The sequence below is a fragment of the Salinarimonas rosea DSM 21201 genome, assembly GCF_000429045.1.
Taxonomy (GTDB): domain Bacteria; phylum Pseudomonadota; class Alphaproteobacteria; order Rhizobiales; family Beijerinckiaceae; genus Salinarimonas; species Salinarimonas rosea.
The window spans coordinates 98952-122602 of record NZ_AUBC01000017.1; the positions used below are offsets into that span (position 1 = coordinate 98952).

General features: G+C 72.0%; 24 protein-coding genes. 6 read left to right on the forward strand and 18 right to left on the reverse strand.

Going from position 1 to position 23651, the window contains the following annotated elements:
• Positions 1–4: 4 nt before the first annotated feature.
• From pufC to G407_RS0114605, 12 genes are all read right to left on the reverse strand, one after another.
• Positions 5–1111, reverse strand: a complete 1107-nt coding sequence (pufC, locus tag G407_RS0114550; protein WP_052341398.1) for a photosynthetic reaction center cytochrome PufC — start codon at positions 1109–1111, stop codon at positions 5–7.
• Positions 1108–2082 carry a photosynthetic reaction center subunit M gene (gene pufM / locus G407_RS0114555; protein WP_029031393.1) on the reverse strand — a complete coding sequence of 325 codons (975 nt, stop codon included), beginning with the start codon at positions 2080–2082 and terminating at the stop codon, positions 1108–1110. Before pufM ends, pufC begins: the two co-directional genes overlap by 4 nt.
• Before the next feature lie 16 nt (positions 2083–2098).
• A complete protein-coding gene (gene pufL / locus G407_RS0114560) occupies positions 2099–2926 on the reverse strand; it encodes a photosynthetic reaction center subunit L (RefSeq protein ID WP_029031394.1) in 828 nt (275 codons plus the stop codon).
• 141 nt (positions 2927–3067) lie between these two features.
• Positions 3068–3250, reverse strand: coding sequence for a light-harvesting antenna LH1, alpha subunit (gene pufA / locus G407_RS0114565; protein ID WP_029031395.1), 183 nt, complete (start codon positions 3248–3250; stop codon positions 3068–3070).
• Positions 3251–3261: 11 nt separating this feature from the next.
• Complete coding sequence (gene pufB / locus G407_RS0114570; protein ID WP_029031396.1) at positions 3262–3492, reverse strand: light-harvesting antenna LH1, beta subunit; 231 nt, start codon at positions 3490–3492, stop codon at positions 3262–3264.
• A gap of 191 nt (positions 3493–3683) precedes the next feature.
• Positions 3684–3950, reverse strand: a complete 267-nt coding sequence (locus tag G407_RS0114575) for a hypothetical protein (RefSeq protein WP_029031397.1) — start codon at positions 3948–3950, stop codon at positions 3684–3686.
• Entirely contained in the window at positions 3947–5398 is a 1452-nt protein-coding gene (bchZ, locus tag G407_RS0114580) for a chlorophyllide a reductase subunit Z (protein ID WP_029031398.1), read from the reverse strand. The genes G407_RS0114575 and bchZ overlap by 4 nt, the downstream gene beginning before the upstream one ends.
• Positions 5398–6996, reverse strand: a complete 1599-nt coding sequence (gene bchY / locus G407_RS27865) for a chlorophyllide a reductase subunit Y (RefSeq protein WP_084327543.1) — start codon at positions 6994–6996, stop codon at positions 5398–5400. The genes bchZ and bchY overlap by 1 nt, the downstream gene beginning before the upstream one ends.
• Positions 6997–7010: 14 nt before the next feature.
• Positions 7011–7958: a chlorophyllide a reductase iron protein subunit X gene (locus tag G407_RS0114590; RefSeq protein ID WP_052341399.1), complete on the reverse strand. Its 948-nt coding sequence runs from the start codon at positions 7956–7958 to the stop codon at positions 7011–7013.
• Positions 7955–8911, reverse strand: a complete 957-nt coding sequence (gene bchC, locus G407_RS0114595; protein WP_029031400.1) for a chlorophyll synthesis pathway protein BchC — start codon at positions 8909–8911, stop codon at positions 7955–7957. The genes G407_RS0114590 and bchC overlap by 4 nt, the downstream gene beginning before the upstream one ends.
• Positions 8912–9039: 128 nt before the next feature.
• The gene (locus G407_RS0114600; protein WP_029031401.1) at positions 9040–10149 is read right to left on the reverse strand and encodes a methyltransferase; all 1110 of its coding nucleotides are present in this window, start codon (positions 10147–10149) and stop codon (positions 9040–9042) included.
• A 36-nt stretch (positions 10150–10185) separates the two neighbouring features.
• The gene (locus G407_RS0114605) at positions 10186–11055 is read right to left on the reverse strand and encodes a polyprenyl synthetase family protein (RefSeq protein WP_029031402.1); all 870 of its coding nucleotides are present in this window, start codon (positions 11053–11055) and stop codon (positions 10186–10188) included.
• Positions 11056–11174: 119 nt separating this feature from the next.
• On the opposite strand from G407_RS0114605, the gene crtD reads away from it, so the two are divergent.
• Both crtD and G407_RS0114615 read left to right on the forward strand, forming a co-directional pair.
• Positions 11175–12758 carry a 1-hydroxycarotenoid 3,4-desaturase CrtD gene (crtD, locus tag G407_RS0114610; protein WP_052341400.1) on the forward strand — a complete coding sequence of 528 codons (1584 nt, stop codon included), beginning with the start codon at positions 11175–11177 and terminating at the stop codon, positions 12756–12758.
• 128 nt (positions 12759–12886) lie between these two features.
• The gene (locus G407_RS0114615; protein ID WP_245259092.1) at positions 12887–13645 is read left to right on the forward strand and encodes a hypothetical protein; all 759 of its coding nucleotides are present in this window, start codon (positions 12887–12889) and stop codon (positions 13643–13645) included.
• Between the two features lie 10 nt (positions 13646–13655).
• On the opposite strand, the gene G407_RS0114620 is transcribed toward G407_RS0114615, so the two are convergent.
• Complete coding sequence (locus G407_RS0114620) at positions 13656–13889, reverse strand: hypothetical protein (RefSeq protein WP_029031405.1); 234 nt, start codon at positions 13887–13889, stop codon at positions 13656–13658.
• A gap of 523 nt (positions 13890–14412) precedes the next feature.
• On the opposite strand from G407_RS0114620, the gene G407_RS0114625 reads away from it, so the two are divergent.
• The 3 genes from G407_RS0114625 (at position 14413) to G407_RS0114635 (ending at position 16086) form a co-directional block, all read left to right on the forward strand.
• Positions 14413–15114, forward strand: a complete 702-nt coding sequence (locus tag G407_RS0114625) for a PhoH family protein (RefSeq protein ID WP_029031406.1) — start codon at positions 14413–14415, stop codon at positions 15112–15114.
• A 101-nt stretch (positions 15115–15215) separates the two neighbouring features.
• Positions 15216–15719, forward strand: coding sequence for a methyltransferase family protein (locus G407_RS30570; RefSeq protein WP_084327545.1), 504 nt, complete (start codon positions 15216–15218; stop codon positions 15717–15719).
• Positions 15720–15786: 67 nt separating this feature from the next.
• Entirely contained in the window at positions 15787–16086 is a 300-nt protein-coding gene (locus tag G407_RS0114635) for a hypothetical protein (protein WP_029031407.1), read from the forward strand.
• A gap of 19 nt (positions 16087–16105) precedes the next feature.
• On the opposite strand, the gene G407_RS27875 is transcribed toward G407_RS0114635, so the two are convergent.
• From G407_RS27875 to folE, 3 genes are all read right to left on the reverse strand, one after another.
• Positions 16106–17188 (reverse strand): patatin-like phospholipase family protein, encoded by a 1083-nt coding sequence (locus tag G407_RS27875; protein WP_084327546.1) that lies wholly within the window; start codon positions 17186–17188, stop codon positions 16106–16108.
• Between the two features lie 157 nt (positions 17189–17345).
• Positions 17346–17780, reverse strand: coding sequence for a phosphoribosyl-AMP cyclohydrolase (gene hisI, locus G407_RS0114645; protein ID WP_029031408.1), 435 nt, complete (start codon positions 17778–17780; stop codon positions 17346–17348).
• A 187-nt stretch (positions 17781–17967) separates the two neighbouring features.
• Complete coding sequence (folE, locus tag G407_RS0114650; RefSeq protein WP_029031409.1) at positions 17968–18606, reverse strand: GTP cyclohydrolase I FolE; 639 nt, start codon at positions 18604–18606, stop codon at positions 17968–17970.
• A 176-nt stretch (positions 18607–18782) separates the two neighbouring features.
• Here folE and G407_RS0114655 point away from each other — a divergent pair, with 176 nt between their 5' ends.
• Complete coding sequence (locus G407_RS0114655) at positions 18783–19226, forward strand: iron-sulfur cluster assembly scaffold protein (RefSeq protein WP_029031410.1); 444 nt, start codon at positions 18783–18785, stop codon at positions 19224–19226.
• Positions 19227–19229: 3 nt separating this feature from the next.
• Here G407_RS0114655 and hisS read toward each other — a convergent pair whose 3' ends face one another.
• The gene (gene hisS, locus G407_RS0114660) at positions 19230–20732 is read right to left on the reverse strand and encodes a histidine--tRNA ligase (RefSeq protein ID WP_029031411.1); all 1503 of its coding nucleotides are present in this window, start codon (positions 20730–20732) and stop codon (positions 19230–19232) included.
• A gap of 83 nt (positions 20733–20815) precedes the next feature.
• The gene (treY, locus tag G407_RS0114665; RefSeq protein ID WP_052341402.1) at positions 20816–23545 is read right to left on the reverse strand and encodes a malto-oligosyltrehalose synthase; all 2730 of its coding nucleotides are present in this window, start codon (positions 23543–23545) and stop codon (positions 20816–20818) included.
• Positions 23546–23651: the final 106 nt, after the last annotated feature.

Consider the following 23651-nt stretch of genomic DNA (forward strand, 5'->3'; position numbering starts at 1 on the left):
TCGATCACTGGCTCGTCGCAGCGCCCTCGCCCGTGCCCGGCATCGCCATCGGCGGGTCCTGCAGCTCCGGCGGGCCGTAGGCCGCCAGCGCGGGATAGTCCCCGATCATCGAGTAGCCGTACAGGGGCTTGTAGGCGCCCTGGTGGCACGTGGCGCAGTTGGCCTTGGGCGCGTCGCCGGTGGGCCCGAGCCGGATCGCCGGGTACTCGCCCTGGAGCGGGTCGAGATAGGTGGCGTTGAGCTCCTGGACCATGCGGATGCCGTGCCAGGCGGTGGTGCGCTGCGGCGGGCTCTGCTCCCAGTCCGAGAAGGATCGGCTGTTGTGGCAGAAGGTGCAGTTCACGCCGAGCGAGGTCGACATGTGCATCATGAGCGAATAGGTCCACTCGGTCTGCTTGATCGACGTTCGGTTGCCGTAGGGCAGCGCCTCCAGCCCCGCCACGCGGATGTTCGCCGGGTCCTCCCGGAGGAAGGTGACGAACGGGTCGTAGGGCAACGAGGAGAGCCCCGCGGCGGTCGCCGGCATGTTCTGGCCCGCGGGGTTGCCGACGATGCCGGTCGTGCGCCACTGGCCGGGATCGAGGAACCAGATGTTGTCCGGCACCGGCTGCCCGCGGTGGCAGGTGTAGCAGGTGACGCCGGTGGGGGCGACGTGGGCGTCCCACTCCTGGTTCACCGTCATGGTCATCTGGATCATGCGTCGCGCCACGCGCTTGGTGTAGAGGCTGTCGGACGACAGCTCCTCCCCCTCCGCATGGCAGTAGAGGCAGCCCTGCTCCTCCGGCGCGACCCAGCTCGTCATCGCGACCATCAGCCGGTTGAAGTCGGAGATGTCGAGATGGCCCAGCACCTGGACGTTGAGGTAGAACTCCGAGGCGGGGATGCCGAAGGGCTCGTCCACCGGCTCGGGCTCGGGGAACGTGGTCTGCGCGACCTGGTTGGCGAGCGCCACCTGGTTGTAGACCTGCACCATGCCGTTGCCGCGATAGCCGGTCTGGACCGTCTCGGTGTCCGGCCATTCGAAGGTGGAGACGATCCCCGCGCCGACCACGACGGCGACGGCGCCGCCCAGGCCCAGCCAGAAGTTGCTCCAAGCGTTGCGGTCGCTCATTGCGCACCCCCAATCAGAGCCGGGTCGGGCAGGACGGGATAGGCCACCGGGGTCGGCGGCGCCACGCCGTGCTTCACGGCCCACAGGTACCAGTTGTCGACGACCGTGCCCGTGAGCAGGATGCCGATGCCGCCGGTGATCGGCGTGAGGACGGCGAACCACCAGGCCCACCGGTGGATCGACTCGGCGGTGGCGCAGAAGCCCATGGTCCAGCGCCAGAACAGGCCGCCGCGCTCGAACGCGGTGCCGCGGTCGACGATCTGCTCGACCTCGTGCTCGGAGCCGTAGCGCGTCGTCGCGAGCACGGTGGCGCCGTGCATGGCGAAGAGCAGGGTCGAGCCGTAGAGGAAGACGATCGAGAGCGCGTGGAACGGGTTGTAGAACAGGTTGCCGTAGCGGATCGAGAAGGCCGCCGTCCAGTCGAGGTGCGGGAAGATGCCGAAGGGCACCGCCTCGCCCCAGGACCCCATCATGATCGGGCGGATGAAGCCGAGCACGAGATAGAGCCAGATCGCCGCCGCGAAGGCCCAGGCGATGTGCGTGCCCATCCCGAGCATGCGCGCCCGGCGATAGACCCGCAGCCACCACAGCAGGATCGACGCCGTCAGGAAGAAGCCCGCCAGCAGCCACCATCCGCCGTCGTTGAGCGGCGGCAGCGACAGGCCGTAGGCCGGCGGCGGCGGCTCGAGCGCCAGCCACGGCAATTGCCGCACGAACTCGATCGGGTCCCAGTTCACCGAGGCCCACATGTTGAGCCCGATGATCTCGATGGCGATGAAGCCGCACAGGAGCGAGGCGAGCCCGAGCCAGCCGAGATAGACCGGCCCGACCTGCGCGTCGCCGATGCGCCCGAGCACGTGGACGAAGCCCGGCTTGCTGGAGCGGACCCAGGGCCCCCGCGCGATCGGCACGCCCGCGTAGGCGGGGCCGCGCACCTGGACCTGGGTGAAGATGTTCTGATAGTCGGCCATGTCGCGACCTCCTCGCTCAGGACCAGATCGGAAGGTTGAGCCACCAGCCCCACCATTCCGGCCAGCCGCGGCTCCAGAAGGGGCCGGAAATGATGATGCACACCGCGCTCCAGAACCCGGCGGAGAGCGCCAGGAACAGGCCGAGCCGGTGGATGCCGAGCGTCCCGATCGACCAGCCGATGATGTCGCGGAAATAGGTGTTCTCGTGCTCGGCGGTCTTCACCACCCGGTCGTTCTTGGGCGGGTTGGCCGCCGACAGGACCAGGCCGCCGTGCATGGAGAGCGCGAGCGTCGTCGTGAAGAAGAACGTCACGGCGATCATGTGCGCGGGGTTGTAGTGGAAGTGAAGATATTGGTAGCCGACGTTGGAGACCCAATCGAGATGGCTGAAAATACCGTAGGGAAAGCCATGGCCCCAGGCGCCGAGCAGCACCGGCCGGATCACGACGAGGGAGATGTAGGCGAAGACGGCCACCGAGAAGGCGACGGGCACGTGGTAGCCCATGCCGAGCTTGCGTGAGATCTCGGCCTGCCGGCCGACCCAGGACCCGAACGCGCCGATCGCGCAGATGGTGATGAGCTGCCACAGCCCGCCCTCCTTCAAGGGAGCGAAGCCGAGGCCGTAGCTGAGGTCCGGTGGATCGATCGAGATCTGCCAGATGTTCCAGGTGGGACCGATTGCGGCGCCGTAGACGATCAGGCCGGTGCCGAGAACGGAAAAAAAGATCGTCGTGACGCCGAAGAAGCCCACGTAGAACGGACCGACCCAGAAATCGAAGAGGTCTCCCCCGATCAGGGTCCCGCCACGGACGCGATACTTCTTCTCGAAGCTGAGCATGGACATTTTGGTGATCCCCCATCGTGGGAGCGGTCGTGCATGGGGCACCGCTGCGCGACGGCGCAAAGGGTTCAGCGAACGGGGCGGGACCGTGGTGCGACCCCGTCCCGTTCGCGACGGCTCAGGGAGCGGCTCCCCCGCCCGGCGTCAGCCGGGCATCGGGGAGTTCTGGGGCACTTCCATCATCACGGCCGCCCGCGGACCCTCGAGCCAGTTGAACCGGTCCGTGGACAGCAGGATGAAGTGGATCAGGAGGGCCAGGGTGAAGAGGAACGTGAACAGCGCGATCAGCGTGCGACGCGGATCGAACAGCAGCCAAACTCGCCACATGATGGACCTCCTTACCCGATCATCGGGGTGATGGACGCGACGAGCTGCGTCGCACCGTCGAGCGCGGCGTATCCGTCGGCGCCGGGGAGCCAGGGGCGCCACATCCAGGCGAGGATGTGGGCGATCAGGGCGATCACGGTGAAGGCGATGAAGCTCGACATGAAAATCGAGTGGAATTCCTTCGCTTCGCCTTCCGTGAGGCCCGTGAGCGTGCCCCTGACGGGTGTCGTCGACTCTGCCATTCTTACCTCCTGGTCATGAGTCTTCGGCTTCGACCGCGACTAGTCCCGCGGCCCTGGACGCCGCGGGACTCGCCCGCGGCAGGCCTCCGTCGGCGTCGCGAGACGTCGGCGGAATTCGCTGGGCCGGAGCGCGAGCAGCCGGACGGCTGCCGTGGGGTCGCGCATGCCGGCCCCCGATCGTGCGCGGCGCGCTAGCCCATGAAGGCCAGCGGCACGGCGCGGCAGGCGGCGGCCTTCGCCTCCTCCCACACCGGGCCGCGCCGCGCGGTTCCCCCCTGCGCCGCCGCCCCGCGGGGCACGAGCCGGGAGACGACCTCGATGACCAGGAAGACCGGCAGGAGCCCGGCCAGGATCAGCCGGTACTCCAGCGCATCGCCCTTGCGGGCCGCCAGCACCTCGCGGCGCGCCGCGTCGGGCGCCCGGTGGACGTGGGTGTCGATCGTGGGTGTCATCGTCATGCGAGCTCCCCTTCGCCGAGGCGTGCATGGGCGTGAGCCAGCCTCTCGGTGGTGACTTCGTCCTCGCCCGCGCGGCGGGCGTCGCGCTCGGCACGGTCGCGCAGCCGCTTGGCCGCCGAGATGCGCACGAGCACGGGATAGTCCTCGACCAGGAGGTCGAGCATCTGCTTGGCCTCGCGCTCCCAGGGGAGCGGGCGCTCGAGCCGCGACGGCGTCGGGTCGACGCGGTCGAGGTCCTGGCCGAGCGGCAGGATGTGGAAGAGCGCGTCGAACAGCGCGTTGCAGACCTCCTGCACGAGGTAGGTCGCGCCCGCGTAGCCCATGAACGGCGTGCCCGTGTGCCGGCGCACGATGGCGCCCGGGAAGCTCGCGGGGATGAAGGCCGCGCGCCCGCCCTTCTCGGCGAGATACATGCGCTCATTGTAGGAGCCGAGCATGACCAGCGGCGGCTTCTCGTGGCAGAGGCGACGCACCTCGGCGTTGTCGGTCTTGCCCCCGGGCTTGCGCTCCACCGCGAAGGCGCAGGGCAGGCCCATCTCGTCCTCGAGGAAGCGGCGGATGCCGCGGGCGTAGGTCTCGTTGGCCACGATCGCGAAGCTCGCGGTGGCGAAGAAGTCCTGCGTCACCGAGCGCCAGAGGTCCCAGATCGGCTTGATCGTGGTGTGCTTCTCGCGGGCGATGAAGGGCTCCGGGTCGAGCCCGAGCTCGGCGCCGAGCGCCCGCAGGAAGGCCGTCGTGGCGCCGAGCCCGATCGGCGCCATCAGCCAGGGCCGCTCCAGCGCCTCGCAGAGCAGCCGGCCGTACTCGCGATGCAGGCAGACGTTGACCTGCGCCTCGGAGAGCTTGGGCACGTCGGCGACGTGGGAGCCGAGCGGGAAGGTCATGTGGACCTCCGCCCCGATCCCCTCGATCAGCCGGCGGATCTCGGCGAGGTCCGACCAGGTGTTGAAGGTGCCGTAGATCGGCCCGACGATGTTGACCTTCGGCTTCTCGCCCACCGCGACGGGCTTGGGCGGCTTCACCTTCTTGGGCCCGAACTCGCGCCAGAGCCAGAGCATGGCGCGGTTGGCGCTCTGCCACTGGTCCTCGTCGATGGTGCGCGGCAGGAAGCGCTTGATGCTGGTGCCTTCCGGCGTGACGCCGCCGCCGATCATCTCGGCGATCGAGCCCGTCACCACCACGGAGGGCAGGTCCGGGTCGAGCGTCTCGTGCGCGCGGCGCATGGCGCCTTCGGTGCCGGTCTGGCCGAGCTCCTCCTCGGCGAGGCCGGTGACGACGACGGGCAGCTCGTGCGGGGGCAGCGCGTCGGTGTAGTGCAGCACCGCCGTCACCGGCAGGTTCTCGCAGCCCACCGGGCCGTCGACGATGACCTGCAGGCCCTTGATCGCCGTGAAGACGTAGACGGAGCCCCAGTAGCCGCCGGCGCGATCGTGATCGAGGACGAGCATCAGATCATCTCCCCGGTCGGCGCTTCGGCCTTGGCGCGCTGGCGCTGGATCGCCTCGCGCTGCTTGGCGTAGCGCTCGCGATAGGCCGGCCGGGAGATCGGGGTGCCTTCCCAGATGCCCGCGTTGTCGCCCTCCCCCACGCCCTCGAAGAAGGCCTTCATGCCGTCCATGCGGCTCTTGCCGGCGATGGCGGCGTTGATCACCTGGGCGAGCGAGCCCGCGCCGGCCGCGCCCATCAGCGGGCGCGCCGAGATCAGGTTTGTGAAGTAGAGGGCCGGGATGCCCTGCGCCTTCGCCTTCTGCACGACCGGCGTGGTGCCGACCGCGAGGTCCGGGCGGTGGTAGTCCATCGCCGCCAGATCGTCCTCGAGCGAGGCGCGGAAGCGCACGGTGACGCCGCGCGCTTCGAGCCAGGCGCGATCGGCCTCCGCCCACTTCGTCTTCGGGCAGGCGGTGCCGACGTAGGGCACCTCGGCGCCGCTCTCGATGAGGAGGCGCGCAACCAGCAGTTCCGAGCCCTCGTAGCCCGAGAGCGTGATCTTGCCGGCGATGGGCTTCGCCGCCAGCGCCGCGTCGATGGGCGCGCGCGCCGCCGAGACGGCCGCCTCGATCCGCTCCGGGTCGACGCCCGCCGCCTTGCCGATCGCCTCGAGCCAGGCGGCAGTGCCCTCGCGGCCTACGGGCGCGGAGCCCACGACCGGGCGGCCCGCCGCCTCGAGCTCGCGAATGGAGGCGGTGTAAAAGGGGTGGATCGCCGCCACCGCCACGCAATCGAGCGCGGCGTAGAGCTCGCGCCACTCGCGGGTCGGGACGACCGGGCCGGCGGCGAGCCCCATCGGCGCGAGCAGCGCGTCGATGGTCACCGGGTCGACCGGGAACATCTCGCCGAGCAGCGTCACGGTCGGGCGCTCCGAGCGGCCGTTGCGCGGCGCCTGGACCGGGCCCTGCTCGGCCTCGGAGCGGGCGAACTTCAGCATGGCGCCGGCGAGCACGTCCTTCGCCTCGGCATGGGTCGGCACGCCGAAGCCCGGCACGTCGATGCCGATGATGCGCACCCCGTTGATCGTGTCCGGCAGGAGCCGCAACGGCACACCCGAGGCGGTCGGGACGCACAGGTTGGTGACGACGATCGTGTCGTAGAGCGCCGGGTCCGCCATGTCGTGCACGGCGTCGCGGATGTCCTCGAACAGCTTGCCGGTGACGAGCGTCTCGGAGTTGAAGGGCACGTAGCCCACCGTCCGCTTGGCGCCGTAGAAGTGCGAGGTGAAGGTCAGCCCGTAGACGCAGCAGGCCGAGCCGGAGAGGATCGTCGCCGTGCGGCGCATGCGCAGGCCCACCCGCAGCGAGCCGAAGGCCGGGCACATCGATTGCGGCTGGTCGTGCGGGCCCTTCGGGTAGTCGGCGGCGTACTGGTCGAGCGTCTCGTTCAGGCCGGCAGCGCGGGCTGCGGCGCGCAGCGTCTCGGCGCCGCCGTGGCAGCCCGATCCCGCCGCCGCGACCGACCCCGGCGCGGGCGAAGCCGCGGCCGCGGCGGGGCGCTCCACGGTCGAGACGAGCGTGGTCGTCCTGCGGGGCGTGTCGTCGAGGGTGGTGGTCATCACGCTCCCCCGGCTCAGCTGTCGTAGACGATTTCGAGAGACGGCCTGGCCGCCACCGCATCGATGCCGCACATGTCCTCGTAGGAGGCGGGCTCGAGCACGACGCCGCGACCGACGGTCTCGGACGAGAACAGGTCGAGCAGCCCCTCGGGCGTGAGCGGCGTCGGATGGCGCGGCGGCGCCTCTGCGACGGCCAGCCCGAGCTGCTCGAACAGCGGCGCCCACTCGCCGCCGGGCCGGCCGATGATCTCGTAGTTGGCGCTCTTGCGGCGGATGTCCTCGTGCGCGGGGATGGCCGCCAGCACCGGGATGCCCACCGCTTCGGCGAAGGCCTGCGCCTCGCCGGTGCCGTCGTCCTTGTTGATCACGAGGCCGGCGACGCCGACATTGCCGCCGAGCTTGCGGAAATACTCCACCGCGGAGCAGACGTTGTTCGCCACGTAGAGCGACTGCAAGTCGTTCGAGCCGACGACGATGACCTTCTGGCACATGTCGCGGGCGATCGGCAGGCCGAAGCCGCCGCAGACCACGTCGCCCAGGAAGTCGAGCAGGACGTAGTCGAAGCCCCAGTCGTGGAAGCCGAGCTTCTCGAGCAGCTCGAAGCCGTGGATGATGCCGCGCCCGCCGCAGCCCCGGCCGACCTCGGGCCCGCCGAGCTCCATGGCGAAGACGCCGTCGCGCTTGAAGCAGACGTCGGAGACGGTGATGTCCTCGCCGGCGAGCTTCTTCTTCGAGGAGGTCTCGATGATCGTCGGGCAGGCCTTGCCGCCGAACAGGAGCGAGGTCGTGTCGCTCTTGGGGTCGCAGCCGATGAGCAGCACCCGCTTGCCCTGCTGGGCCATCATGTAGCTGAGGTTGGCCAGCGTGAAGCTCTTGCCGATGCCGCCCTTGCCGTAGATCGCGATGATCTGCGTCTCCTTCTTCTCGGGCGGGCCTTGCTCGATGGGGGTGACGGCATTCATCGGGTGCGCCTCCAGTCCAGGATCATCTTCAGGCACGAGGCGTCCTCGAAGGCGGTGCGGTAGGCCCGCGCCGCCTCGGAGGCGTCCTCGCGATGGGTGATCAGGCCGTCGAGGGAGAGCGCTCCCGAGGCCACGGCGGAGACCGTGGCGTCGAGGTCCGCGCGCTTCCATTCGGCAGCGACCCGGATGCGCGCCTCCTTCATGAAGGCCGGGGGAAACGAGAAGGAGAGCCGCTCGGCATAGAAGCCGGCGAGCACGACCTCGCCGCGGGGGGCGAGGCGCGAGATCAGCGTGTCGAGGAGGCCCGCGTCGCCGGAGACGTCGACGATCGAGCGATAGCCGCGCGTCTCGTCGTCGGCGGGATGGCCCACCGTATAGCCGACGGCGCCCTCGGCCCGGGCGGGGTTGGTCTCCCACACGGTGGGCGCGTGGCCCTTCATCACGGCGATGCGGGCGATCAGCCGCCCGAGCGCGCCGTGGCCGACGATCAGGTCGGGCAGCGCGTCGGCGATGGCGACGGCGTGCCAGGCGGTGGCGGCGAGCGCCAGCAGCGTGCCCTGCGCGAGCCCGTCGGGACGCTCGAGGAAGGCGTCGGGAAGCGGCGTGAGGCGCGCGCCGGGGCTGACGAGCCGCGCGGCGGCGCCGCCGAACAGGCCGCGGATCTCGCCGTAGCAGCGCGCGCCGGGGACGTAGACCCCCTGCCCCACCGAAAGGCCGCTGTGCGGGCCGGCCTCGACCACCCGCCCGACCGATTCGTAGCCGGGCACCAGCGGGTAGCCCATGCCGGGGAAGGCGGGCATGCGGCCGGTGTAGAGCAGGCGCTCCGTGCCCGTGGAGATGCCGGAATAGGCCACCTCGACGACAGCGTCCTCGGGCCCCGCCGGATCCAGCGCGACGGTCTCCAGGCTCAGGCGCTCGGGCTCGCGCAGGACGACGGCGTGGGTATGTGTCATGGCGCGGCCCTCCCTGATCACGAGCCTGTTCGTTGTGTATGTCAATCTAGACTTACACGACATGATGTCAATCTAAACTAACACCCGATGCGGCTTGTCCGGACCAGTCCGGATCACGCTCGGGCAGGTCATGCCGTCGCGACGAGGAGGCTCGCCACGAGCGGCATGCGGGTCTTCACGAGGCGGGTGCGGGCGAATCCGGCGCGCAGCGCGAGGTCGGCGTTCTCGGCGGGCGTGCGCGGCCGGCCGGAGCCCATGGCCCAGAGGTAGAGGCCGAAATAGGCCTGCGTGACCGCCCGCGCGCCGGGCGTCTCCGCCATCGGCTCGCCGACGAGCAGCGTCCCGCCCGCGGGCAGCGCCGCGCGCACGGCCTTCAGGATGGCCAGCGCCTCGTCGTCGTCGTGGTCGTGCAGGATGCGCACCAGGGAGATCGCGTCGGCGCCCGCTGGAAGCGCATCCGTGAAGATGCTGCCACCCACCGTCTCGATTCGCCCGTCGAGCCCCTCGGCGGCGAATCGCACGGCGGCGGCGCGGGCGACCGGGGGCAGGTCGAACAGGACGAGCTCGGTCTTCGGCGCGCGGGTGGCGGCCGCGCGCAGGAAGGCGCCGGCGCCGCCGCCGACGTCCATCAGCCGGCGATGGCCCGAGATGTCGTACGCGTCGAGGATCTGGCGTGCGACCATCGGCTGGGAGGCCGCCATCAGGTCGGTGTAGGCACCCACCGCCTCGTCCGCGAGCGCGCCCGGCTCGGCATTGCGGGCATAGGCCCAGTAGCGCGCGAGCGCGCCGCCGCCCGGCCCGCGTTCGAGGCAGGCGACGGGGTCGGCGAGGTCTTCGTAGAGCAGCGGATGGTGCAGCGCCATCGGCGCGACGGCGGGGTTGCCGAGCACCGCGGCGCCATGCGGCCCGAGCCCGACGCGGCCGCCGGAGCGCGCCTGCAGCAACCCTATGGCGCAGGCGGCGTCGAGGAGGCGACGCGCACCCTCCTCCGGCAGCCCCGTCCGTGCGGCGATCTCCGCGGGCGCCAGCGGCTGCGCCCGCAGCATCTCGAACAGGTCGAGCCGCAGGCAGGCGAGGAGCGTCTGCGTGTAGACGAAGCCGGAGACGATATCGAACAACGCCGCCGCCCGGCGCCGGGCGATCGGGCGCGTGAGCGGAAAACGCTCGGCGAAGGCCTGGAAGCGCTCGCTCGAGACGAGCCTGTCGCGCCAGGAGAGGACGAAGTCGGGCAGGCGCATGGCCCCGGTCCGGATCTGCGCGGCGCGGCCCGTCCGTCAGGCCGCCACGCGGGCGAGGCTCTTGGGCACGAAGCGCTTGGCGGCGAAGTTGATCACCGCCTTCAGCTCGGCCGCGCCGTCGCAGGGCGGGATCGAGGCGATCGCATCGGCGACGAGGCTCTCCAGCCGGTCGATCGCACCCTCGACGCCGAGCAGCGCCGGCGCGCTGGCGCGGCCGTGGGCGGCGTCCTGGCCCGTGGGCTTGCCGATCTCCTCGGCGTCGGACGCGATGTCGTGCAGGTCGTCGGCGACCTGGTAGGCCTCGCCGAGCAGCTCGCCGAGCGGACGCCAGGCCTCCGGATCGCCGCCGGCGGCGAGCGCGCCCGCGCGGGTCGCGGCGGAAAAGAGCGCGCCAGTCTTGGCGCGGTGGTAGAGCGAGAGGTCGATCGCCGGCTCGCTCTCCCAGGCCTGCCCGGCGACGATGCCGTGGGGCATTCCGGTCGAGGCGGCGATGGTCGAGACGAGCGGCGCGAGCCGCCGCGGTGCGGCGGCGCCCGCGTGCGCCAGCACCTCGAAGGCGAGCACGATCAGCCCGTCGCCGGCGAGCACCGCCAGCGGCTCGCCGAAGGCGCAATGCACCGAGATCTTGCCGCGCCGGGTCGAGGCGTCGTCGAAGCAGGGCAGGTCGTCGTGGACGAGGGAGGCGCAGTGCATCAGCTCGATCGAGATCGCCGCCGCCTCCGAGAGCTCGCCCGCGCCGCCGCCGCAGGCGGCCGCGACGCCGAGCGCCAGCCGCGGGCGGATCCGCGCCCCGCCGGGGAACACGGCATAGCGCATGGCCGAGGCCAAGAGCGGCGGGGCGTCCGGCCCGCCCGCACGGGCGAGCGCGGCCTCGAGCGCTCTCTCGATCCGGGTTCCGGCGTCGATGCGGACTTCCATGCGGGCCTCCCGGTCGCTCGACCGGTTCTGTCAACCGGTTTTGTCTGTATAGACTGTCAACTCAGACTGACATAGCTTTCGGGCATGTCAACGGTCAGGATGCTTCGGTGAACTTCGGACCCGCCCCCGCGGCAGACCTCTCCAAGGACGGAACCGTCGTGATCGGCGCCGGAATCGCCGGCCTCGTCTGCGCCGTGCTGATCGCCGCGTCCGGCCGGCCGGTGACCGTGCTCGAGCGCGCGGCGACGCCGGGCGGAAAGATGCGTGAGGTGACGGTCGACGGGGTGCGGGTCGATTCGGGGCCGACCGTGCTCACCCTGCGCGGCGTCTTCGATGCGATCTTCGAGGCGGCCGGCGCGCGGCTCGACGAGCGGGTGCGCCTGCGGCAGGCGGAGATCCTCGCCCGCCACGCCTGGGACGGCGATGCCCGGCTCGACCTCTTCGCCGACGTCGAGCGCTCGGCGGACGCGATCGGCGCCTTCGCCGGCGCGCGGGAGGCGAAGGGCTTCCGGGACTTCTGCGCGGCCTCGGCGCGCGTCTTCGCCATGCTCGACGAGCCGTTCATCCGCGCGCCCGAGCCGTCGCTGCCGAAGCTGATGGCGAGCCGCGGGATGATGGGTGCGCACGAGCTCCTGGCGATCCGCCCCTTCACGACCCTGATGCCGGCGCTCGCCGGCTACTTCCGCGACCCGCGCCTCGCCCAGCTCTTCGGGCGCTACGCCACCTATACCGGCTCCTCGCCCTATCTCGCCCCGGCGACGCTGATGCTGATCGCCCATGTCGAGCAGGCGGGCGTCTGGCTCGTCGAGGGCGGGATGCAGCGCCTCGCCGACGCGCTGCACGCGCTGGCGGCGGAAAAGGGCGCGACCTTCCGCTTCGGCTGCGCGGCGCGCGAGATCCTCGTCGAGGGCGGGCACGTCGCGGGCGTGGTGACGGCGCAGGGCGAGCGCATCCCCGCCGCCCGGGTGGTCGCCAACGCCGACTCGGGGGCGATCGCCAACGGCATCCTCGGCCGCGAGGCCGCCCGCGCGGTGCCGTCGACGGCGCCGGCGCAGCGCTCGCTCTCGGCCATGACGCTGTCGCTCCACGCCCGCACGGCGGGCTTCCCGCTGACCCGCCACACGGTGTTCTTCTCGCGCGACTACCCGGCCGAGTTCGAGGCGATCTTCCGCCGCGGCCGGCTGCCGGACGAGCCGACCGTCTACGTCTGCGCGCAGGATCGCGACGACCATGGCGTGCGGATCGACGGCGCCGCGGACGGCGCACCCGAGCGGCTGTTCCTGATCGTCAACGCGCCGGCCACCGGCGACACCCGCCCCTTCGGCGAAGAGGAGATCGCCACATGCGAGACGGCGACCTTTCGGCATCTGAACCGCCTCGGCCTTTCGGTGGAGCGCAGCCCGGAGGGCACGCGCATCACCACGCCGAGCGACTTCGAGCGGCTGTTCCCGGGGACGGGGGGCGCGCTCTACGGGCGGGCGAGCCACGGCTGGAACGCGAGCTTCGAGCGCCCGAGCGTGCGCACGCGGCTGCCGGGGCTCTACCTGGCGGGGGGGAGCGTGCATCCGGGAGCGGGGGTGCCGATGGCGGCCCTGTCGGGCTGGACGGCCGCGCATCTGATATCCCGCGATTCCGCTTCGATCGCACGGTCCCGGACAGCGGGTATTGCTGGTGGTACGTCGACGTCCTGAGCGACGACAGAACCCTAGGGCTCACGATCATCGCCTTCATCGGCAACGTGTTCTCGCCCTACTATGCCTGGGCGCGGCGCAAGAGCGCGCAGGGAGGCCGGCCGGCGGATCCGCACGATTTCCCGGCGATGAACGTCGTGCTCTACGGCCACGGGCACAAGCGCTGGGCGCTCACCGAGCGCCGCCGCGAGGCACTTTCGCGGGACACGACCTCGCTCGCGATCGGCCCCTCGCAGATGCGCTGGGAGGACGGCGCGCTGATCGTCGACTTCGACGAGCGCACGATGCCGGTGCCCGGGCGGCTGAAGGGCCGCGTGCGGCTCTCCCCGTCGGGAATCACGCCGCAGCGCTTCGGGCTCGACGCGGGCGCGCGGCACATGTGGTGGCCGATCGCGCCGGCCTCGCGGGCGGAGGTGACGCTGGAGCATCCCGGCGTAAGCTTCTCGGGCGACGCGTATTTCGACATGAACTACGGCGCCCGGCCGCTCGAGGCGGACTTCGACTGGTGGAACTGGTCGCGCGCGCCCACGTCCCGCGGCGCCTGCGTGCTCTACGACGTGATCCGGCTGGACGGCTCGCGCCAGGTGCTGGCGCTCGACATCGGCCGCGACGGCAGCGTGCGCGACCTCGAGGAGCTGCCGGTCGCGCCCCTGCCGCCGGGCACCATCTGGCGCATGCCCCGCGAGACCCGCGCAGAGGCGGGCGGCGCCCCGCCCCGGGTGCTGACGACCTTCGAGGACACGCCGTTCTACACCCGCTCGGAAATCGCGACGCGGCTCCTGGGCGAGGACGTGCGGGCGATGCACGAGAGCCTGTCGATGCCGCGGTTCACCAGGGGTTGGGTGCAGGCGCTGCTGCCGTTCCGGATGCCGCGAAAGATCTGGTGATCGCCACGCTCTACCGCGGCGGTCCGGCCGGGTCGTTCGGGCGGCTGGCGGGACCGGGGTCGCGCCTGGTGTTCTCCGCCTTGCGGGCGAGCGCGGAGCGGTCGGGGTCGCCCGAGAAGGCGTTCGAGGCCGCGCGGCGGTTCGACTTGCGGCGCAGGAAGAACGCGAACAGGCCGATCGCGAGGACGAGCACGAGGCCGATCGTCATCACGTTCTGCGCTGCGAGAAAGTTCGCCCAATCCATCGGAAGCTCTCCTCCGGTCGTCTATGGGAGTCTCGGGTGCGGACGTCGTCGAGCGACAACGACGACGCGGCCGTCCCGATCCCCGGCCGCGTCCGAATGGCGCGGAGGCCGCCGGAGGCGAGGCGGCCGGACCTTCCGGAACGCAGCGGCGTTCTCCCGGCGGGGAGGCGGATCTCGACACGCCGGGCACCCGGACTCGCCTCCTCCCGGGCGTGTGAACTAAACTGTCATACGAATCGGGCACCTTGCTTTTCGGAGCGGGTCCCTCGAACCGACGAGGATCGTGTGAAGCGTCGCGCAGACCTTCCCTTTCGCGATCACGGCACAAGCCGAGACCCGTCGGCGCGCCCCCTCGTCACCGCCCGCTCCTGCCCGCACCACTCCCCTCCTCGCGAGACGTTCCGGACGCTCCGACGCGGCGCCCGGGGCGGTGGTCCCGCGTCGCCGCCAAGGAGACAGGCCGTTGAGCAAGCGTTACGACAAGCAGAAGCGCCGCACCCGTCGCTCCTTCGAATCCGGTGAGATCGTCGAGCTCCACGGAGGTCTCGCCAGCGGAAAGTTCGAGCACGAGCGGGCGCTCGCTCCGATCAAGCCCCTCAACGCGACGCAGGCCGCCTACCTCGCGGCCCTGAAGGCCAACCCGCAGACGATCGTCCTCGGGCCCGCCGGCACCGGCAAGACCTGGATCGCCGCCGCCCATGCCGCCGATCTCTACCGCCAGAGGCGGATCGGCCGCATCGTCCTCACCCGCCCCAACGTCCCCGCCGGCCGCTCGCTCGGCTTCTTCCCGGGCTCGCTCGAGGAGAAGTTCGCGCCCTGGGCCGCGCCGGTCGTCGAGACGATCCGCGAGCGGATCGGGCGCGGGGCCTTCGACATCGCGGTGAAGAACGGCGAGATCGAGATGGTGCCCTTCGAGGTGATGCGCGGGCGCTCCTGGTCGGACACGTTCGTGCTGCTCGACGAGGCGCAGAACGCGACGCTCCAGGAGATGAAGACCTTCCTCACGCGGCTCGGCGAGGATTGCACCGCGGTGATCAACGGCGACGTCTCGCAATGCGACCTGAGGGAGACGTCCGGCCTCGCCCAGGTCATCGCCATGATCCGCGCCCAGGCGCTTCCGGTGCCGATCGTCGAGTTCGGCGCCGGCGACATCGTCCGCTCGGGCGTGTGCGCCATGTGGGTGCGGGCCTTCTCGGCGCTGGAGGGAGCCCACGCGGCGGTGTGACGGGGGCGCGCGCCGGCAGCGGGCGCGCGTCCACCCTTCCTTCAGGGCTCGGGCGTCAGGATGGCGTGCATGCCGGACCGTGCCCCCGGAAGGACGAACCCATGACTTTGCCCCACCGCAGCGCGATCGTCGCGGGCGCCGCCTGGGCGGCCACCTTCGGCCTCGCGCTCGCGCTCGCTCCAAGGCTCGCAGCCGATCTCGCGGCGCCCTCGCCGCGTCTCCTTCTGCTTGCGGGCGCGGGTGCGCTGTTCATCGGCCTCGTCGCCTGCTTCCAGCGCGAGATGGGGCTCGCCCTGCGCGCGTCCAGCTTCGGCGATCCGCGCCGGCTCGTGACGAGCGGGAGCTTCGCGGTGAGCCGCAACCCGATCTACCTCGCCTTCGTGATCCCGCTCGCGAGCTTCGCGCTCTGGTCGCCCCTCGCCGCGGTGCTCGGCGTCGGGCTCTACCTCGCGGCGATGACGCTCCTCGTGGTGCGGCCCGAGGAACGCGCGCTGGCGGACGCCTTCGGGGCCGAGTTCGCGGAGTGGGCGCGGCGCACGCCGCGCTGGATCGGCCCGCCGCGCCGCCCGAGGGGGGACGTCGGGCGCGACATCGCGGGCGCGTGACGGGCGCTTGACAGCCGCGGACCCGCGGCGGGAGCATGACGCACGCCTCGATGAGGGAGACGCGTCGATGACCCGCCTCGCCCGCCACGCCGCACGCCTCGCGCGCGCCTGCGCCCTGAGCGTCGTCCTCGGCACGCTCGCGAACTCCGCGGTGGCGCAGGAGGGAGCCGCAACGCGGCCCACCGCCCCGGTGACGGCCCCCGGGGCACAGCCGCTGCTCGGCCCGCACGCCTGCATGTGCCGCGCCTTCGGGCGCGCCTTCGAGCCCGGCGAGCGGGTCTGCCTCTCCGGACGGCTCGCGGAATGCACGATCGCCATCAACGTGATGAACTGGCGGCGCACCGGCGAGGCCTGCCCGGCCACGTGAGCGGGACACGCGACCCGGCTCAGCGCGCGAGCTGGCGCTCGGCCTCGGCGAGGAGCTCCTGCAGGTCCGGCAGCATCCGCCGCGCCGCCTGGGCGCCGAGATCGATGACCTCGGCCGCGCGGTGGAACTCGAACAGGCCGACCGCGCCGAGCTTCGGCGAGACCATCAGGTCCGGCGGGTCCCCCGCGAGCCGGGAGCGCGAGATGCGGTCCTGCGTGATGTTGAAGGCGTCGATCATCACGCTCGCCACGCCGGGACCGATGCGCGGGCGTGCCGGGCGGTTGCGCACGCGATCGGCGGCGCCGCGGACGGGGCCGAACAGGCCCCAGCGCCGCGGCTCCTCGATCACGGCCTCGACCATCTCGTCCTCCTCCTCGTCCTCCGGATGCGGCTCGAGCGACTGGATCGTCGTCCCGCGCAGCTTGAGATCGCCGTTGAGATTGACGCAGACGACGAGATCCGCACCGAGCGCGCGGGCGGTCGTCACCGGGACGGGGTTGATCAGCGCGCCGTCCATCAAGAGGCGCCCGCCGATGCGCACCGGGTCGATGATGCCGGGCAGCGCGTAGGACGCGTTCACCGCCTGGACGAGAGGGCCCTTGGTCAGCCAGACCTCGTGGCCGGTGCCGAGCTCCGTGGCGATCGCCGCGAAGCTGCGCGACAGGTCCTCGATGCGCAGCCCGCCGAGGTCCACCTCGAGCAGCCGCTTCAGTCGATGGCCGGCGATCAGGCCCGATGCGCCGATGTGGAAGTCGAGGAGGCCGAGCACCCGGCGCTTGGTCAGGCCGCGCGCGAAACCCTCGAGATCGTCGAGCTTGCCCGCCGCGTAGCAGCCGCCGACGACGGCGCCGATGGAAGAGCCGGCGATCACGTCCGGCTCGATGCCGGCCTCGGAGAGCACCCGCAGGACTCCGATGTGAGACCACCCCCGCGCGGCTCCACCGCCGAGCGCGATGCCGATCTTGAGGCGGCTGCGCGAGCGCGGCGGCTTCCTGGCGAGCGTGGTCGCGGTCGCCGCCTCCGGCGCGGTCGCCTCGGCGGCGGACGTCACGGGCTCGGCCAGAACAGGGCCCGGCGCGGTCTCAGCGATGCTCGCGCCCATCGAGCTCGTCCCTCCGAAGGCTCTCCGCGCCAGGTCTCCCAGCAGCATGCCGCACTCCTCACCACCGTCACGCATCGTCTCCCCCGATCGATGAAGGAGGCTTGAACAACGCGTGACCATTGTGGATCGATGCGGGAGATCGCGAAAAAAGCGTAGCTTAGGCCGCTCCGTTCTCGTCCCCCGCCGGGACAGGAACGAGCCGCGGCCCGCCCTCGCCGGGGACGACGCGCCGATAGAAGCACGCCCGCCGGCCGGTGTGGCAGCAGCCGCCGTCGCCGCCGACGCGCACGCGCAGCAGGAGCGCGTCCTGGTCGCAATCGACCCGCATCTCCACGAGCGTCTGCACCTGGCCGGACGTCGCACCCTTGTGCCAGAGCGCCCCGCGCGAGCGCGACCAGTACCAGGCCTCGCCGGTCTCCAGCGTCTTCGCCAGGGCCTCGTCGTTCATGTGGGCGAGCATCAGGATCTCGCCCGTGTCGGCGTCGACGGCGATGGCCGTGACGAGCCCGTCGGCCCCGAAACGCGGGGCGAGGGTCTCGCCCTCCTCGAGGGCGTGCTTGTCTCGGGCGGCGGGGAAGGTCGCGTGCGTCATCGGGCTCGTCCGGTGAGAGAACGGCCGGCGGAGGCCGGGCGCACAGGTGGCTCGCGCACGGCGGGCGCGTCAAGGCCGGTCAGACGCTCCGTCCCTGCAGGGGAGCGCCCTCGGCGGCCCTCGGCGCACACCCTTCGCATCCGGGGCGGGGCGCGTGCCCCGCCCGGTCACGCCCGCGCCGGCTCGCTCACTTCCCCAGCCGCACCTGCGTGAAGAACCGGGCCTGCTCGGCGGGCTCCTCGCGGAACACGCCGGTGAAGACGGTCGTCACCGTCGAGGCGCCGGCCTTGCGCACGCCGCGCATGGACATGCACATGTGCTCGGCCTCGATCAGGATGGCGATGCCGCGCGGGCGCAGCGCGTCCTCGATGGCGTCGGCGATCTGCTGGGTCATCGTCTCCTGCGTCTGCAGGCGCTTGGCGAAGACGTCGACCACGCGGGCGAGCTTGGAGAGCCCCACCACCCCCTTCGTCGGGAAGTAGGCGATGTGGGCCGAGCCGTGGAACGGCACCATGTGGTGCTCGCAATGCGAATGGAACGGGATGTCCCGCACCAGCACCATGTCGCCGTAGCCCTCGACGTCCTCGAAGACCTTGGCGAGCACCGCGCCCGCATCCTCCTCGTAGCCGCCGAAGAGCTCGCGATAGGCCTTGGCGACGCGCTTGGGCGTCTCCTTGAGCCCCTCCCGGTCCGGGTCGTCGCCGGCATAGGCGATCAGCGTGCGCACCGCCGCTTCCGCCTCCTCGCGGCTGGGCTTGATGATCGTCTTCTCGCCGGCGTCGTGCGCATCCACACGCGCGGACAAGGTCTTAACCACGGCATCCATTGTGGCGCCTCCCGCTCTGTTCATGCCCACGCTTACGCGCCGGCTCCCGCCTCGGATGGCGCTTCGCGGCACATGGCCGCAGCGAAGGACGCGTGGGCCCTGCCCGATCCCTCGCGCTCCGAGGTTCTCCGACCTATATTGGGCCTCGACGCGGAAATGACGAGCCGGACGTTGCCATGCTCGACGACATCTACAACGCACGGATCCTGGCTCTCGCGGCGGACATCCCGCGCCTCGGCCGGCTCCCCGCGCCGCAGGCGAGCGCAACCGTGCGCTCGAAGCTCTGCGGCTCGACCGTGACGGTCGACCTCGTCGTCGAGGACGGGCATGTCGTGGACTTCGCCCACGAGGTGAAGGCCTGCGCCCTCGGGCAGGCCGCGTCCTCGATCATGGCGCGGCACGTGGTGGGCAAGACAACCGGCGAGCTGCGCGCGCTGCGGGACGCGATGCGGGCGATGCTGAAGGAGGACGGCCCGCCGCCCGGCGGCGACTGGGCCGAGTGTGCCGTGCTCGAGCCCGTGCGCGGCTTCAAGGCCCGCCACGCCTCGACGCTGCTCACCTTCGACGCCGTGGTGAAGGCGCTCGACGAGATCGAGGGCAAGGCCGCGAAGGTGGCGTGAGCCTCACCGATGCCGGGCGAGGATCTCGCGCACGGCGTCGACCATCGTCGTCTCCGGGACGGAGACCTGGGCCGGGCGCGCGGCCTTCCATTCCTCGTTGGTCTCGATCGTGGCGGAGGCCTTGGCGCCCTCGACCAGGTCCTTGATCTGGACCTCGCCGCGGTCGCGCTCGTCCGAGCCCTGGATGACGACGCAGGGGCTCCGGCGGCGGTCGGCGTACTTCATCTGCGCCTTCATGCCGGCCGAGCCGAGATACATCTCCGCTCGGATCCCGGCATTGCGCAGGGTCGCGACGAGGCGCTGGTAGTCGGCGACGCGCTCGCGGTCCATCACCAGCACCACCACCGGCGCCTGCGGCTCGGCGCCGGCGACGATGGGGCTGTTCACGAGCCTGAGCGCCGAGAGGAGCCGGGAGACACCGATGGAGAACCCCGTCGCCGGCACGGGCTCGGCCCGGAAGCGGCCCACGAGGCCGTCGTAGCGCCCGCCCCCGCCGATCGAGCCGAAGCGCACCGGCACGCCGTCCTCGTTCGTCACGGGGAAGGTCAGCTCCGCCTCGAAGACCGGGCCGGTATAGTACTCGAGGCCGCGCACGACGGAGGGGTCCACCTTCACCCGGTCGGCGTAGCCCGCCGCGGCGATCTGGGCGGCGATGTCGCGCAGCTCCGCGACGCCCTCCCCGCCCCGCTCGGAGCCGGCGACGACCGCCTCCAGCGCCGCGAAGGTCTCGTCCAGCGTGGCGCGCGCGGCCTCGGTGAAGGCGACGACACGCTCGGCCCGGGCCGGGTCGAGGCCGGCGCCCTTGGTGTAGTCCCCGCTCGGGTCCATGCGCCCCTCGCCGAGCAGCGCACGCACGCCCTCGGCGCCGACCTTGTCGAGCTTGTCGATCGCCCGCAGCACGACGAGGCGGCGCCCCGCCTCGTCCTCGCCGGACAGGCCGATCGCCTCCATCACGCCGTCGAGGACCTTGCGGTTGTTGACCTTGACGACGTACCGGCCGGCGAGCCCGAGCCGGTCGAGCGTGTCGGCGGCCATCATGCACATCTCGGCGTCCGCCGCGACGGAGGCCGCGCCCACCGTGTCGGCGTCGAACTGCATGAACTGCCGGAAGCGGCCCGGGCCGGGCTTCTCGTTGCGGAAGACCCAGCCCGCGCGATACGAGCGGTAGGGCTTCGCCAGCGCCTCGAAGTTCTCCGAGACGTAGCGGGCGAGCGGCGCGGTGAGGTCGTAGCGCAGCGACAGCCACTGCTCGTCCTCGTCCTGGAACGAGAATACGCCCTCGTTCGGGCGGTCCTGGTCGGGCAGGAACTTGCCGAGCGCGTCGGTGTACTCGACGAGCGGCGTCTCCACCGCCTCGAAGCCGTAGAGCTCGTAGACCGCGCGGATCTCGGCGAGCATCCGCTCGGCGGCGGCGAGCTCGCCGGGGCCGCGGTCGACGAAGCCTCGCGGCACCCGCGCCTTCAGCCGGCTCGCCTTCGCGTCGTCGTTCTTGCCAGACTTGGCCATGATCCGTCCTGCCCGTGTTCCGAGCGCCACGCGATAGCGCGCGTGCGCCCCGTGGGCAACCCGCATGGCTCCGGCGTGCGGCGTCAGGCGGCGGTCCAGAGGCCGACGGGCAGGATCGGGAGCAGGTCGGCGACCGGCGTTTCCCCGCCGAAGGTCCGCGCGCCGTCCCCGAGCGCGTCGCCGAGCTGCGAGTCGACGAGGTCGTCCGGCAGGACGAGGCGCGTGTCGCCCCACCACTCGGCGGCCGGCGCGAGCGCCGCGCCGCCGATCAGCGCCCCGCCCATCAGCCGCCCCGCCACCGCGATCGCGAGCGAGGAGGAGCGACGGCGCGCGAAGGCGACGACGTGCGACGCGCGCCGTCCGCGCACCCCCAGCGGGATGTACTCGCCCTCCGCGAACAGGTCCGGCAGCGCGCGGCGGGCCTCGAGGCAGCGGGCGATCACGCGCTGCTTCACGCGTCCGTCGCGGAACCGCGCGGCGAGATCCGCGAGCGCGGACCCGTCCGCGAGCGCCGCCTCGCGGGCCTCGTAGTCGACCGGGTCGCGGTTGTCGGGGTCGACGAGGGAGAAGTCCCAGAACTCGCGGCCCTGGTAGCAGTCCGGGACGCCGGGGGCCGTCGAGCGCAGGAAGGCCTGCACGAGCCCGTTCGCCGCGCCGGCGGGTGCCAGCGCCTCGGCGAAGGCGTGGACGGAGGCGAGGAAGGCCGGCGCCACCGCGGGATCGGTGACCGCCTCGACGAAGCTCGCGCAGGCGGCCTCGTAGTCCGCGTCCGGCTCGGTCCAGGACGAATTGAGCTTCGCCTCGCGCAGGGCCTTCTCCTGCCAGCGCACGAGCCGCGCCCCGAGCCGCCCGACGCCCTCGGCGTCGTCGGGCGAAAGCCCGTAGGGCCAGGCGCCGAGCAGCATCTGGTAGAGGACGTACTCGTCCGCCGGATCGACGGCGTCGCGCGTGTGGCGCTTGTTGATGTCGAGCCAGGAGCCCACCCGGTCGGCCCACTCGGCGGGGACCTCGGAGAGGGCCGCGAGGCGGGCGCGCACGTCCTCACCGCGCTTGTGGTCGTGGGTCGCCGTGGCGATCATGGAGTATGGGAACAGCTCGGCGCGCTCCATCGACTGCGCGTGGAAGGCGTCGCGCGAGACGGCGAAGCGCCCCGGGTCGGAGCCGACCTCGTTGCGCGAGACGAGCCGGCCGTAGCGGTAGAAAGCCGTGTCCTCGACCGACTTCGCCGCGACGGGCGCGCAGAGCTGCTGGAAGGCGACGACTGCGCGGGCGCGGATCTCCTGGTCGGCGACGCCGACGCCCGAGATCCAGCCGGCGACGAGATCGACGATTGGCGCCTCGCCCGGTCCCGCCATGTCCTTGGCGGCGGCGACGGCGCGCTCCAGGATCGGCGCGTCCGCGCCGGGCGCCGCGCCCGCGGTGGCGTAGGTGCGGTAGGCCGGGAAGGCGGCGACCAGGGCCACCAGCGCGCGGCGCAGCGCGTGGTAGGTGACGTCGCGGGTCTCGAGGTCGAGCCGGGCGAGGTCGTGGAAGGCGTGCGCGACGGCGTCGAGCTGGCCCGCGAAGTTGCGCACCAGCATCTCGTTGCGCGCATCGAGCTCCTCGGAGGCGAAGTCCGGGTAGCGGCCGGAGATCTCGCTCCACAGGTCGGTGAACATCTCCTCGCCGTCCGGGTCGTGCAGGAGCCCGCCCACCGCGTCCATGAACTCGTAGCCGGTGGTGCCGTCGACCGCCCAATCCGTGGGGAGCGTCTCGTCGTGCGCGAGGATCTTCTCCACGAGCACGATCGCCGGCCCGCGCGGCGCCTCCGGCGGGCGCTCGGGCTCGAGCTCGGAGAGCCGCTCGCGCAGGCGCCGGCCGTAGCCGGCAGGGTCGGCGAGGCCGTCGACGTGGTCGATGCGCAGCCCGTCGATCAGGCCCTCGGCGTAGAGCCGGAAGATCTCGGCGTGCACGCCCTCGAACACGTCCGCCTCCTCGACCCTGAGCCCCGCGAGCTCCGTGATGTCGAAGAAGCGCCGCCAGTTGATCTCGTCGCCCGCCGTGCGCCACCAGGAGAGGCGCCAGTTCTGGCGCTCGAGGATCGGGTGGAGCGTCGCGGGCTCCGACACGCGCGCGAGCGCCGCCTCGAGCGTCTCGCCCGCCTCGCGGGCGAGCGACAGGCGCGCTTCCTTGAAGGCCTCCGGCGTGCGTGCCTCGTCGAAGCGCTCCGCCAGCGGAACCAGCGCGGGGTCGCCGGCGCGCAGGATCTCGCCGTAGTCGCCGGGGTTCAGCGGGAAGCGGTGATGGTAGTAGGCGGCGCACAGGCGGCGCATCCGCGGATCGAAGACGATCGCGATCTCGCCGTTCGCCAGCGCCTCGCCGTAGGGCACGCCCAGGAAGGGGGCGGCGACCTTGCCCTCGAGGACGGGATCGGGGGTGTTCCAGTCGATATCGAAGTAGTGGGCGTAGCGGCTCGCCTGCCCGTTCTCCAGCACGTCGAGCCAGAACCGGTTGTCCGCCCCGCCGACCGCCATGTGGTTGGGCACGATGTCGGCGATGAGCCCCATCCCGTGCCGGCGCGCGGCGGCGACGAGCGCCCGCAGCCCCTCCTCGCCGCCGATCTCGGGGTCGACGTCGGTGAAGTCGACCCCGTCGTAGCCGTGCACCGAGCCCCGGCGCGAGGCGAGGATCGGCGAGAGGTAGAGATGGCTGATCCCCAGCGCCGCGAGGTAGGGCACGACCCGCTCCGCCGCCTCGAACGGGAACTCCCGACGCAGCTGGAGCCGGTAGGTGGCGCGCGGCACGCGCGGGGCGATCGGTGTGTCGTGCGTCATCCCTCGGGCCTCTTGTCCTGTGCGCCGTCTCGCTCCCGCCCCGTCGGGGCGGGGACGGCGAGCGCCGCGAGCCAGGGGCGGGGTCCCCCGGCTCGACGCGTCCCGT